9 protein-coding genes are annotated in these 12,465 nt (G+C 62.5%); 5 read left to right on the plus strand and 4 right to left on the minus strand.

Translation table 11 applies throughout. The features are described 5' to 3' along the window. Positions 1–51: 51 nt before the first annotated feature. The 3 genes from ngg to mnmC all read right to left on the minus strand — a co-directional run bounded on the left by ngg (position 52) and on the right by mnmC (position 5,693). Positions 52–1,800 carry an N-acetylglutaminylglutamine synthetase gene (gene ngg, locus EI969_RS04180; RefSeq protein ID WP_160386064.1) on the minus strand — a complete coding sequence of 583 codons (1,749 nt, stop codon included), beginning with the start codon at positions 1,798–1,800 and terminating at the stop codon, positions 52–54. 3 nt (positions 1,801–1,803) lie between these two features. Continuing rightward, positions 1,804–3,576, minus strand: coding sequence for an N-acetylglutaminylglutamine amidotransferase (locus tag EI969_RS04185; RefSeq protein WP_160386065.1), 1,773 nt, complete (start codon positions 3,574–3,576; stop codon positions 1,804–1,806). A gap of 137 nt (positions 3,577–3,713) precedes the next feature. Continuing rightward, positions 3,714–5,693, minus strand: a complete 1,980-nt coding sequence (gene mnmC, locus EI969_RS04190; RefSeq protein ID WP_160386066.1) for a bifunctional tRNA (5-methylaminomethyl-2-thiouridine)(34)-methyltransferase MnmD/FAD-dependent 5-carboxymethylaminomethyl-2-thiouridine(34) oxidoreductase MnmC — start codon at positions 5,691–5,693, stop codon at positions 3,714–3,716. A gap of 152 nt (positions 5,694–5,845) precedes the next feature. Here mnmC and pap point away from each other — a divergent pair, with 152 nt between their 5' ends. The 3 genes from pap to EI969_RS04205 all read left to right on the plus strand — a co-directional run bounded on the left by pap (position 5,846) and on the right by EI969_RS04205 (position 9,867). After that, positions 5,846–7,369 (plus strand): polyphosphate:AMP phosphotransferase, encoded by a 1,524-nt coding sequence (gene pap / locus EI969_RS04195; protein WP_160386067.1) that lies wholly within the window; start codon positions 5,846–5,848, stop codon positions 7,367–7,369. 102 nt (positions 7,370–7,471) lie between these two features. Further along, positions 7,472–8,656, plus strand: coding sequence for a thiolase family protein (locus EI969_RS04200; RefSeq protein WP_160386068.1), 1,185 nt, complete (start codon positions 7,472–7,474; stop codon positions 8,654–8,656). A gap of 251 nt (positions 8,657–8,907) precedes the next feature. Beyond that, on the plus strand, positions 8,908–9,867 hold the full coding sequence (locus tag EI969_RS04205; protein WP_110657209.1) for a DMT family transporter: 960 nt from the start codon (positions 8,908–8,910) through the stop codon (positions 9,865–9,867). Positions 9,868–9,978: 111 nt separating this feature from the next. Here the strand turns inward: EI969_RS04205 and EI969_RS04210 are convergent, their stop codons facing one another. Further along, on the minus strand, positions 9,979–11,373 hold the full coding sequence (locus tag EI969_RS04210) for a class II fumarate hydratase (RefSeq protein WP_160386069.1): 1,395 nt from the start codon (positions 11,371–11,373) through the stop codon (positions 9,979–9,981). Between the two features lie 191 nt (positions 11,374–11,564). Here EI969_RS04210 and EI969_RS04215 point away from each other — a divergent pair, with 191 nt between their 5' ends. Further along, on the plus strand, positions 11,565–12,089 hold the full coding sequence (locus tag EI969_RS04215; RefSeq protein WP_093216221.1) for a DUF2059 domain-containing protein: 525 nt from the start codon (positions 11,565–11,567) through the stop codon (positions 12,087–12,089). A 12-nt stretch (positions 12,090–12,101) separates the two neighbouring features. Continuing rightward, entirely contained in the window at positions 12,102–12,401 is a 300-nt protein-coding gene (locus tag EI969_RS04220) for a BolA family transcriptional regulator (RefSeq protein ID WP_057713758.1), read from the plus strand. Positions 12,402–12,465: the final 64 nt, after the last annotated feature.

Consider the following 12,465-nt stretch of genomic DNA (forward strand, 5'->3'; position numbering starts at 1 on the left):
AACTGTGGGAGCGGGCTTGCCCGCGATGGCGTCGGTGCAGGCACCGCATGACTAAGAGACCACCGGCTGACTGTGCGGAAACAACAGATCGACAAACCGCTCCGCCGTGGGCTGCGGTTCATGGTTGGCCAGCCCGGCCCGTTCGTTGGCTTCGATAAACACGTAGTCCGGCTGGTCTGCGGCAGACACCATCAGGTCGAGGCCGACCACCGGAATATCCAGCGCCCGGGCCGCGCGCACGGCGGCATCCGCCAGCGTCGGGTGCAGGATCGCCGTGACGTCTTCGAGCACGCCGCCGGTGTGCAAATTCGCCGTGCGGCGTACGAACAGATGCTCGCCGGCCGGCAGGATGCTGTTGTAGTCGTACCCGGCGGCCTGCACGGTGCGCAGTGTTTCACCGTCCAGCGGGATCTTGCTTTCGCCATCCGTGGCCGCTTGTCGGCGCCGGCTCTGGGCTTCGATCAACGCGCCGATGGAGTGCTGGCCGTCGCCGACCACTTCGGCCGGCCGGCGAATGGCGGCCGCGACCACTTCAAAACCGATTACCAGGATTCGCAGGTCGAGGCCCTGGTGGAAGCTTTCCAGCAGCACGCGATTGTCGAAGTGGCGGGCGGCTTCAATGGCTTGCTGCACATCCTCGATGGTGCGCAAATCCACCGCCACGCCTTGGCCCTGTTCACCATCCAGTGGCTTGACCACCACGCGTTGGTATTCATCGAGGAACGCCAGATTGTCATCGGCATTGCCCGCCAGTTGCTGTGCAGGCAGGTTCAACCCGGCAGTCTTGAGCACTTTGTGGGTCAGGCTCTTGTCCTGGCACAGGCTCATGCTGATGGCGCTGGTCAGGTCGCTCAGGGATTCGCGGCAGCGTACCCGGCGCCCGCCATGGCTGAGGGTGAACATCCCGGCGTCGGCGTCATCGACTTGCACATCGATGCCGCGACGGTGTGCTTCCTCGACGATGATCCGTGCGTACGGGTTGAAGGCGGCTTCCGGGCCGGGTCCGAGAAACAGCGACTGGTTGATGCCGTTCTTGCGCTTGATGGCGAAGGTCGACAGGTTGCGAAAACCGAGCTTGGCGTAGAGGTTTTTTGCCTGGCGGTTGTCGTGCAGCACCGACAAGTCGAGATAAGCGAGCCCGCGACTCATGAAGTGTTCAATCAAGTGCCGCACCAGCACTTCACCGACGCCCGGTCGCGCACAATGCGGGTCGACCGCCAGGCACCAGAGACTGCTGCCGTGCTCCGGATCATTGAAGGCCTTTTGATGATTGAGGCCCATGACGCTGCCGATCACCGCGCCGCTGTCATCGTCTTCGGCCAGCCAGTACACCGGGCCACCCAAGTGGCGCGCAGTGAGCAGGGTGGCATCGATCGGCAGCATGCCGCGTGCCTGATACAGCTGGTTGATGGCCTGCCAGTCGGCGTCGCTTTGCGCGCGGCGAATGCGAAATCCGCGAAACACCCGGGTCGCCTGGCGGTAGTCGCTGAACCACAGGCGCAGGGTATCGGACGGGTCGAGGAACAACTGCGTCGGCTCCAGCCCCAGCACTTGCTGGGGCGCGGCGACGTACAGCGCGATGTCCCGCTCGCCGGGCTGCTCGTTGAGCAACTCCCCGGCGAGGCTCGCGGCATCGGCAAAGGTGTGACCGATCAGCAGGCGGCCCCAGCCGCAATGCACGGCAATCGGCGCCGCGCCAAGCGCACCGCCATCTTCGGCCAGTCGCGCCTGCAAACGTTCGTAGGAGGGCGTCTGGCCGCGCAACAGGCGTTGGCTGAAAGCCGTGGCGTGAGGTTTCATCGGTCAGATTCCTTGTTCGCTGAGCCACAGGTTGAGGGCCGCCAGTTGCCACAGCTTCGAGCCGCGCAACGGCGTCAATTGTCCCTGTGGATCGGTCAGCAGACGGTCGAGCATCGCCGGGTTGAACAGGCCGCGATCCTGACTTGGGTCGAGCAGCAGTTCGCGCACCCACTCCAGCGTATCGCCCTGCAAATGCTTGAGGCCCGGCACCGGGAAATAACCTTTCTTGCGGTCGATCACTTCACTGGGAATCACTTGCCGCGCGGCTTCCTTCAACACCTGCTTGCCGCCGTCCGACAGTTTGAAACGCCCCGGAATCCGTGCCGACAACTCCACCAGGCGGTAGTCGAGAAACGGCGTGCGCGCTTCCAGGCCCCAGGCCATGGTCATGTTGTCGACACGTTTGACCGGGTCATCCACCAGCATCACCGTGCTGTCCAGGCGCAAGGCCTTGTCCACTGCCGCGTCGGCACCGGGTTTTGCGAAATGGTCTTTGACGAAGTCACCGGCGGCGTCATTCGCGGTCAGCCATTTCGGTTGCACGGTGGCGGCATAGTCGTCGTAGCTGCGGTCGAAAAACGCTTCGCGGTACGCGGCATACGGATCACTCGCGCCGTCCACCTGCGGGTACCAGTGGTAGCCGGCGAACAGTTCATCGGCGCCCTGGCCGCTCTGGACGACCTTGCAGTGTTTGGCCACTTCCCGGGACAACAGGTAGAAGGCGATGCAGTCGTGGCTGACCATCGGTTCGCTCATGGCGCGGAACGCGGCGGGCAGTTGTTCGATGATCTCTTTTTCGTCGATGCGCAGTTGGTGATGCTGCGTGCCGTAGTGCCGGGCAATCAGGTCGGAATACTGGAACTCGTCGCCGCGCTCGCCGCCCGCGTCCTGGAAGCCGATGGAAAAGGTCGACAGATTGTCCACGCCGACTTCGCGCAACAGGCCCACCAGCAGGCTTGAGTCGACACCGCCAGACAACAGCACGCCGACATCCACCGCAGCACGTTGGCGGATGGCGACCGCTTCGCGAGTGCTGTCGAGTACGCGGTCGCGCCAGTCTTCGAGGGTCAGGTTTTTCTCATCCTCGTGTGGGCCGTAGGGCAGGGTCCACCAGGTTTTCTGTTCGGTGCGGCCATCGGCGTCGATGCGCATCCAGGTGGCCGGCGGCAGTTTTTCGATACCCGCCAGCAAGGTGCGCGGTGCCGGGACCACTGCGTGGAAATTCAGGTAGTGATTAAGCGCCACCGGATCGAGGAGCGGGTTGATGTCGCCGCCCTTGAGCAATGCCGGCAGTGCCGAGGCAAAGCGCAAGCGCTGGCCGGTGCGCGACAGGTACAAGGGCTTCACGCCGAGACGGTCGCGGGCGATGAACAGGCGTTGGGCATCGCGCTCCCAAACGGCAAAGGCAAACATGCCGTTGAGTTTCGGCAGCAAGGCTTCGCCCCAGGCGTGATAACCCTTGAGCAGCACCTCGGTGTCGCCACCGGAATAGAAGGCGTAGCCCAGGCCTTCAAGCTCGGTGCGCAGTTCCGGGAAGTTGTAGATCGCCCCGTTGAAGGCCAGGGACAAGCCCAGTTGCGGGTCGACCATCGGCTGCGCCGAGCCGTCCGACAGGTCCATGATTTTCAGGCGTCGATGGCCCAGGGCAACCGGCCCCTGGCTATGAAAACCCCAGGCGTCGGGGCCGCGAGGGGCCAGGTGATGGGTGATTCGTTCAACGGCTGCAAGGTCTGCAGGTTGATGATCAAAACGTAACTCGCCAGCTAATCCGCACATAAATTCCTTACCGGTTTTTCCGTTGGGGAGGGTCGATCGATACCGCGCCAAAACGGCGGGTACTCAGAAACTGACCCGCCTCGGCAAGGGGAGTTTTATATCGATGAGTTATAAGCGGGCTGTGCGGGCCCAATCGACTACTTGCCGCGGATCAGGCGACGCAAGGCAAACCTATTGGGATGGCAGGCTTCGGCCACGCTTCTGGGCAACGGCAGGGGTTCGTTGTCCAGCCACGCCGCCAGCAGTTCCGCGGATAACGGCGCGGTGATCAGGCCGCGTGAACCGTGGCCGCTGTTGACGTACAAACCGTCAAGCCATGGGCATTCGACGTCCGGCACCTGCCGGGCGTCCTTGCCCAGCGCGGCATACACCTGAGTGAACGCCTGGTTGTCGGCTAACGGGCCGACGATAGGCAGGTAATCGGGGCTGGTGCAACGAAACGCGGCGCGACCCTGGAGGCTTTCGGGGTCGAGGCGTGCGATGTCCAGGCGCGCGACCAGGTCGTGGGAAATCTCTTCGAGCATGGCCAGGTTGCCCAGGTGTTCGGCCGTGGTCGGCGTCAGGTCATCGCTCTTGAAGTCGAAACTGGCCCCCAGCGTGTGTTCGCCCAGACGTGCGGGAGCGACATAACCTTCGGCGCACACGACCGTGCTCAGGGCCTGGCTTTGCGGGGTTTGTGCCAGGCAGGTGATTTGTCCGCGAATGCGTTTGAGCGGCAACTCGGCACTCTCGGCGAAGCGCTGGACTTCAGCTGCACCGGCGAGCACCACCACGGGGGCGCTGGCCAGCAGTTGCTCGCCGTTCCACGCTTGCCACTGATCCTCTACCTTGCGCAGTTCCAGCGCATCGCGGTGGGTGAGCAATTGAATTCGCGGGTGCCCGGCCTGCCACTGGCATAGCGCCGGCGGGTGGACCCAGCCGCCTTGCGGATAGAACAGGCCACCGTGGGCCAGCCCGATACCGGCCACGGCCTGCGCCTCGGATTGATCGAGCAGGTGCAGCAAGTCCGCCGGGAACGCCGCCGCCAATTGCGCCTGGCGTTCGACTTCCCTGGCATTGAAGGCCAGTTGCAATACGCCGCAGTCGTCCCAGTCACGGCCCCGCTGCAAGTGTTCGAGCAGTCGCCGGGTGTAGCCGAATCCGCTGACGATCATTTGCGACAGCGCCGTGCCATGCGCCGATAGCTTCAGGTAGAGCACGCCCTGCGGGTTGCCCGAAGCTTCCCGGGCGATGTCGTCGTGACGCTCCAGCAACGTCACTTGCCAGCCCCGTTCGGCAAGGCTGGCGGCGCTGGCACAACCGGCCAGGCCGGCACCGATCACCAATGCCCGGCGTTCGCCGGTCAGGGGCGCCGGGCGGGCAAACCACGGCTTCTCGGCGAGCGGAGCAGGGGTTTGCTCGGGCCAGCCGAGGAACTCACCGCGCAGGATTTCCCATTTATGGCCGATGCCGGGGGTGCGTTTCATCTTGAAGCCGGCAGCGTTGAGCAGGCGTCGCACCCAACCGGTGCTGGTAAAGGTGCTGATGGACGCACCGGGAGCGGCCAGGCGAGCCAGTTCGGCAAACAGTTCGGCGGTCCACATGTCAGGGTTTTTCGCCGGAGCGAAACCGTCGAGGAACCAGGCGTCGATCCGGGCGTCGAGTTGCGGCAGTTGTTCCAGTGCATCGCCAATCAAGAGGGTCAGGGTCACACGGCCGTTGTCCAGCGTCAGGCGCTGGAAACCCTGATGAATCGCCACGTACTGCTCAAGCAGTTGATCGGCAAACACCTTGAGTTCCGACCACAGCCCCAGGGCACGCTGCAGATCGGCCGGGCTCAACGGGTACTTTTCGACGCTGACAAAATGCAGCCGTGCTCCCGCCGCCGCGTGTTGCTCGAACACCTGCCAGGCACACAGGAAATTCAGCCCGGTGCCAAACCCCGTTTCGCCGATGACCAGCCGCCCGCCCTCGGGCAAGGCGGCAAAGCGTTCGGCCAGACGGTTTTGTTCGATGAACACATAGCGGGTTTCGTCCAGCCCCGACTTGTCGGAGAAATACACATCGTCGAACACTCGCGAATACGGACGACCTTGGTCATCCCAGTCGAGCTGGGCGTGGGGCAATACAGGTTTCATGGCAGGCTCGGCAACGGCAAGGGCGCCATTCTAGCCGATCGCGGGTGTGGCGCTTGATCTGTGGCAAGGCATGCATGGGGCTGGATGGGAAAATCTCCGCTGGCCTTCAGTTCGATCCGCTAGTCTTGCTCACATCTGTAAGGGAGCCGCTCATGTTTGAATCTGCCGAAATCGATCACGCCATCGACAAAGAGACCTACGACGCCGAAGAGCCGGCCTTGCGTGAAGCCTTGCTCGAAGCGCAATTCGAATTGCAGCAGCAACGCCGCTTTCCGGTGATCATCCTGATCAACGGCATCGAAGGTGCGGGCAAGGGCGAGACGATCAAGTTGCTCAACGAGTGGATGGACCCGCGCTTGATCGAGGTGCGCACGTTCGATCAGCAAACCGACGAAGAACTGGCGCGTCCACCGGCCTGGCGTTACTGGCGGATGCTGCCGGCCAAGGGCCGCATGGGGATTTTCTTCGGTAACTGGTACAGCCAGATGCTGCAGGGACGGGTCCATGGCGAGTTCAAGGACCCGCGACTCGACCAGGCGATCAACTCCGCCGAACGCCTGGAAAAGATGCTGTGCGATGAAGGTGCGCTGATCTTCAAGTTCTGGTTTCACCTCTCCAAAAAGCAAATGAAGGCACGGCTCAAGGCGCTGGCCGACGATCCGCTGCACAGCTGGCGCATCAGCCCGCTGGACTGGCAGCAATCGCAAACCTACGACAGGTTCGTGAAGTATGGCGAGCGGGTGCTGCGTCGCACCAGCCGCGACTATGCACCCTGGCATGTGATTGCAGGGGCGGATGCACATTATCGCAGCCTGGCCGTGGGGCGGATTCTGCTTGAGGGCCTGCATGGCGCACTGCAGCGGCCGACGATCCATCCGGAAAAGGTCAGCGCGGCCCCCGTGTTCCCCAGTGTCGATCAAGTGAACCTGCTCGACAGCCTGGACCTGAGCCTGCACCTGGACAAGGAGGATTACGAAGAACAACTGATCACCGAGCAGGCGCGGTTTTCCGGATTGATGCGTGACAAACGCATGCGTCGCCATGCGCTGGTGGCGGTCTTCGAGGGTAACGACGCAGCCGGCAAGGGTGGGGCGATCCGCCGGGTAGCGGCAGCGCTCGATCCGCGCCAGTACAGCATCGTGCCGATTGCCGCACCCACCGAAGAGGAGCGGGCGCAACCGTATCTGTGGCGCTTCTGGCGCCACCTGCCGGCCCGGGGCAAGTTCACGGTGTTCGACCGCTCCTGGTATGGCCGGGTGTTGGTGGAGCGCATCGAAGGTTTTTGCAGCCCGGCGGACTGGCTGCGCGCCTACAGCGAGATCAACGATTTCGAGGAACAACTGACCGATGCCAGCGTGGTGGTGGTCAAGTTCTGGCTGTCGATCGACAAGCAGACGCAACTGGAGCGCTTCGAGGCGCGCGAAAAGATCCCCTTCAAACGCTTCAAGATCACCGAGGACGACTGGCGCAACCGTGAAAAGTGGGATGCCTACCGCGCGGCGGTCGGCGACATGGTCGACCGTACCAGCACCGAGATTGCGCCATGGACCCTGGTGGAGGCCAACGACAAGCGCTGGGCGCGGGTCAAGGTCTTGCGCACCATCAACCGGGCACTGGAAGAGGCGTTCGAAAAGTCCGATCGGCGTGAGCACAAGAAGCACAGGCAAAAGGATTGAAGCGATGGCTGCGCATACGCGAGGTGAATGATCGTCGCGGTCGGTGAAGGGCTGGACTTATGCTCGGTCCACTCTCAACCGATAACAACAATGAGGTATGCCATGCGTGAAGTGGTGATCGTCGACAGCGTGCGGACCGGCCTGGCCAAATCCTTTCGCGGCAAATTCAACATGACCCGCCCGGACGACATGGCGGCACACTGTGTCGATGCGCTGTTGGCGCGCACCGGCATCGATCCGGCGAGCGTCGAGGACTGCATCGTGGGCGCCGGCTCCAATGAAGGCGCCCAGGGTTTCAATATCGGGCGCAACGTCGCGGTGCTCTCGCGTTTGGGCATCGGCACGGCCGGCATGACCCTCAACCGCTTCTGTTCCTCGGGCTTGCAGGCGATCGCCATTGCCGCCAACCAGATCGCGTCGGGTTGCAGCGACATCATCGTCGCCGGTGGCGTCGAGTCCATCAGCCTGACCATGAAGAGCGTCAACACCGACAACCTGATCAATCCGCTGCTCAAGGAGCAGGTGCCGGGCATCTACTTCCCGATGGGCCAGACGGCTGAAATCGTCGCGCGTCGCTACGGCGTCAGCCGCGAAGAACAGGACCTGTATGCGCTGCAAAGCCAATTGCGTACAGCAGAGGCTCAGGCCGCCGGCCTGTTCGCCGATGAGATCGTGCCGATGGCGGTGAAGTACCGCGTCGAAGACAAGGCGAGCGGTCAGGTGCAGATTCTCGACGGCATCGTCGACCGCGACGACTGCAACCGCCCCGACACCACCCTGCAAAGCCTGGCCGGCTTGAAACCGGTGTTCGCCGAAGATGGCTCGGTCACGGCCGGCAACTCTTCGCAACTCTCGGACGGCGCGTCGATGACCCTGGTGATGAGCCTGGAAAAGGCACTGGAACTGGGGCTCAAGCCGAAAGCGTTCTTCCGCGGGTTTACCGTGGCCGGTTGCGAGCCGGACGAAATGGGCATCGGCCCGGTGTTTTCGGTGCCGAAGCTGCTCAAGGCCAAGGGCCTGCAAGTTGCCGATATCGATTTGTGGGAACTCAACGAAGCATTTGCCTCGCAGTGCCTGTATGCGCGTAATCGCCTTGAAATCGATAACGACAAGTACAACGTCAACGGCGGCTCGATTTCCATCGGCCACCCGTTCGGCATGACCGGCTCGCGCCAGGTCGGGCATCTGGTGCGTGAGTTGCAGCGACGCAATCTGCGTTACGGCATTGTCACCATGTGCGTGGGTGGCGGGATGGGGGCTACGGGATTGTTTGAGGCGGTGCGTTAAGCCTCGATGTTTCTCGTTGTCAGTTAGATAGCCATCGCGAGCAAGCTCGCTCCCACAGTGTTCAGCGGCGATCATGAGTCTTGTGTACGCCACAAAACCTGTGGGAGCGGGCTTGCCCGCGATGCAGGCGCCGCGGTCTTTCAGTTTACGACCCGCACAGTTTCATCCGCGGCCAGTCCCAAACTGTGCCTGTGTACACCACCGCTCCCAGCCTAGAATGACGGCTCCTGTCAGTTGGCGTTGGGGTTCACATGCACATTTCATCGGGTCGCTGGGTTTACGGTCTGTTCCTGGCCTTGCTGACCGCGTTGCTGTGGGGAATCCTGCCGATCAAGCTCAAACAGGTATTGCTGGTGATGGACCCGGTGACGGTGACCTGGTTTCGCCTGATGGTCTCTGGCAGCTGTCTGTTCATCTATCTGGCAGCGACCAAGCGCCTGCCCAGCCGCAAAGTGCTCGGGCCTCGCGGAGGCTGGCTGGTGCTGATGGCCGTGCTCGGCCTGGTCGGTAACTACGTGTTGTACTTGATGGGCCTGAACCTGCTCAGCCCCGGCACGGCGCAGTTGGTGGTGCAGATGGGACCGATCATGCTCCTGATCGCCAGCCTGTTTGTGTTCAAGGAACGATTCAGCCTGGGGCAGGGCATTGGCCTGTTGGTGCTGCTGATCGGCTTTGCACTGTTTTTCAACCAGCGCTTGAGTGAGTTGCTCACGTCGTTGACCGATTACACCGCCGGTGTGTTGCTGGTGCTGCTGGCGTCCACGGTCTGGACCTTCTATGCCTTGGGGCAGAAGCAATTGCTGACGGTGTGGAACTCGCTGCAGGTGATGATGGTGATCTACCTGTTTTGCGCCGCGCTGCTGACGCCGTGGGTGCATCCGCTCGAAGCGCTGCAATTGAATCCGTTGCAGGGCTGGTTGCTGCTGGCGTGCTGCCTCAACACCCTGATTGCCTATGGCGCGTTTGCCGAGGCCCTGGCCCATTGGGAAGCTTCCCGGGTCAGCGCGACACTGGCCATCACACCGCTGGTGACCTTTGCGGCGGTCGCCATGGCGGCATGGCTGTGGCCTGACTATGTACATGCCGAGACGATCAATGGCCTGGGTTATGGCGGTGCGGTGCTGGTGGTGCTGGGGTCGGCGCTGGTGGCGTTGGGGCCGTCGTTGATTGCCGGGTTGAAGGCTCGCAAAGTAAGGATGGCGGCCAGTTAGACCGTGTCATCGTTCATCGCGGGCAAGCCCGCTCCCACAGGTTCTGAGTCGTTCGCAAAACCTGTGGGAGCGTGGCTTGCCCGCGATGACGGATTATCAGGCACTAAAGATTCAGCCCTTGGCCCCAGCCTCCAGCATATTCTCCGGCCTAACCCACGCATCGAACTCTGCGTCAGTCAGATACCCGAGCTGCAACGCCGCCTCGCGCAAGGTCAGCCCTTCGCTGTAGGCCTTCTTGGCGATCTCCGCCGATTTGTCATAGCCGATGTGCGGGTTGAGCGCGGTCACCAGCATCAGGCCGCGTTCCAGGTGTTCAGCCATTTTTTCCGCATCCGGCTCCAGACCGGCCACGCAATGCTGCTGGAAGTTGCTGCAGCCATCGGCCAGCAGGCGGATCGATTGCAGCAGGTTATGGATGATCACCGGTTTGAACACGTTCAGCTGCAAGTGCCCCTGACTGGCCGCAAAGCCGATGGCGACGTCGTTGCCCAGCACCTGGCAGGCCAGCATCGACAGCGCTTCGCACTGGGTCGGGTTGACCTTGCCCGGCATGATCGAGCTCCCCGGCTCATTGGCCGGCAGCCGGACTTCGGCGAACCCGGCGCGCGGGCCGGAGCCCAGCAGGCGCAGGTCGTTGGCGATTTTCATCAGCGCCACGGCGAGGGTTTTCAGCGCGCCGGACAGCGTGGTCAGCGGCTCATGGCCGGCCAGTGCGGCGAATTTGTTCGGCGCGGTGATAAACGGCAAACCGGAGAGGGCGGCCAATTCGGCGGCGATGGCTTCACCGAAGCCGTGGGGCGAGTTCAATCCGGTGCCGACGGCCGTTCCGCCCTGGGCCAGCTCGCAGACTGCAGGCAGCGAGCTGCGGATCGCCCGCTCGGCGTAGTCGAGTTGCGCGATGAAGGCCGAGACCTCCTGGCCGAAGCTGATCGGCGTCGCATCCATCATGTGGGTACGGCCGGTCTTGACCAGTTTCATATGGCGCGCGGCCAGCTCGGCCAGGCCGCCCGACAGCTCGTTGATCGCCGGCAGCAATTGCTGTTGCACCGCCTGGACGGCCGCGATGTGCATGGCGGTGGGGAAGCAGTCGTTGGAACTCTGGGAACGGTTGACGTGATCGTTGGGGTGCACCGGGGACTTGCCGCCACGGGGGTTGCCCGCCAGCTCGTTGGCGCGACCGGCGATCACTTCGTTGACGTTCATGTTGCTCTGGGTGCCGCTGCCGGTTTGCCAGACCACCAGCGGAAACTGGTCGTCGTGGTCGCCGGCGAGCACTTCGTCGGCTGCCTGCTCGATCAGGCGAGCGATATCGGCGGGCACATCGCCATTGCGATCATTGACCCGCGCCGCGGCTTTCTTGATCAGCGCCAGGGCATGCAACACCGCCAACGGCATGCGTTCATTGCCGATGGCAAAGTTGATCAGCGAGCGTTGTGTCTGAGCGCCCCAATAGGCTTCATCCGGGACTTCAACCTGGCCGAGGCTGTCGGTTTCGATACGGCTCATCTTGCTCACTCCTGTAGGTCCGATTGCGCAGTTTAGGCCGTGCTCGACGGCCGTGGTTCCATCAGTCTGTATTTGACCATTCAACCCCTCTAAATCAGGTGCGACAAGGCTTGGGGTTGAGCGACACACTTTTTTAGGCGCAGAATGGACGCCCTTGGGGTCTTACCTCGCCAGCTAGAAAAGGAAACTCGATGACTCGTCTTCGTGCCATCTGTACCGCCGTTGCTTTGGTCTGCGCCAGCGGCCAGGTTCTTGCCGACACCGCCAGCCATAACGCCAGTGCCGAGGCTTTCCTGACCATGGCGCACGCTGACAAACTGGGCACCCCGGTGTACATGCAAGTACAGCAGATGTTTGCCCAACGTTTCGAACAGACCAAAGCCCCTGAGTCGAAAAAAGCCGTACTGGAAACCTATCAGGCCAAGGCTAACGCCGCCCTGGACCAGGCCATTGGCTGGAACAAGCTGAAGCCGGACATGGTCAAGCTCTACACCAGCAACTTCAGCGAATCCGAGCTCAAGGATCTGGTTGCGTTCTACCAGTCGCCACTGGGCAAGAAAGTCCTGGAAAAAATGCCTCAGCTGACCCAGCAATCGGCCCAGATGACCCAGGCCAAGCTGGAAAGCGCAGTGCCGGTGGTCAACAAGCTGCTGGCTGACATGACCGCCGAGCTGACGCCCAAAGACGCGGCCGCTCCAGCCAAGAAAAAGCCTTAAGCGGAGTTCGGTATGACCATGCAACAACGCATCGAATCGACGCTGGGCCTGCTTCAGCCCGAGCATCTGCAAGTGCTCGATGAGAGCCACATGCACAGCCGGGGTTTGCAGACCCATTTCAAGGCCGTGGTGGTCAGCGCGCAGTTCGAAGGCCTGAACCGGGTCAAGCGCCACCAGAAGGTCTACGGCACGCTCGGCGAGCTGATGGGCGAGTTCCATGCGTTGGCGCTGCATACGTACACGCCAGAGGAATGGGCACAGATCGACGCGGCCCCGGCCTCGCCGACCTGTGCCGGCGGCAGCAAGCACTGATTCTCCCCCTGTAGGAGCCGGCTTGCCGGCGATGGCGTCTTTGAAATCGCTATCGCCGGCAAGC

It is taken from the genome of Pseudomonas sp. PB101, from assembly GCF_009764265.1.
GTDB lineage: Bacteria > Pseudomonadota > Gammaproteobacteria > Pseudomonadales > Pseudomonadaceae > Aquipseudomonas.

Excerpts from the sequence above, each read along its gene's own strand:
- EI969_RS04200 (WP_160386068.1), top strand. The coding sequence starts at position 7,472 with ATGCGTGAAGTGGTGATCGTCGACAGCGTGCGGACCGGCCTGGCCAAA.
- EI969_RS04220 (WP_057713758.1), top strand. The coding sequence starts at position 12,102 with ATGACCATGCAACAACGCATCGAATCGACGCTGGGCCTGCTTCAGCCC.
- EI969_RS04205 (WP_110657209.1), top strand. The coding sequence starts at position 8,908 with ATGCACATTTCATCGGGTCGCTGGGTTTACGGTCTGTTCCTGGCCTTG.
- pap (WP_160386067.1), top strand. The coding sequence starts at position 5,846 with ATGTTTGAATCTGCCGAAATCGATCACGCCATCGACAAAGAGACCTAC.
- ngg (WP_160386064.1), bottom strand. The coding sequence starts at position 1,800 with ATGAAACCTCACGCCACGGCTTTCAGCCAACGCCTGTTGCGCGGCCAG.
- EI969_RS04210 (WP_160386069.1), bottom strand. The coding sequence starts at position 11,373 with ATGAGCCGTATCGAAACCGACAGCCTCGGCCAGGTTGAAGTCCCGGAT.
- mnmC (WP_160386066.1), bottom strand. The coding sequence starts at position 5,693 with ATGAAACCTGTATTGCCCCACGCCCAGCTCGACTGGGATGACCAAGGT.
- EI969_RS04215 (WP_093216221.1), top strand. The coding sequence starts at position 11,565 with ATGACTCGTCTTCGTGCCATCTGTACCGCCGTTGCTTTGGTCTGCGCC.
- EI969_RS04185 (WP_160386065.1), bottom strand. The coding sequence starts at position 3,576 with ATGTGCGGATTAGCTGGCGAGTTACGTTTTGATCATCAACCTGCAGAC.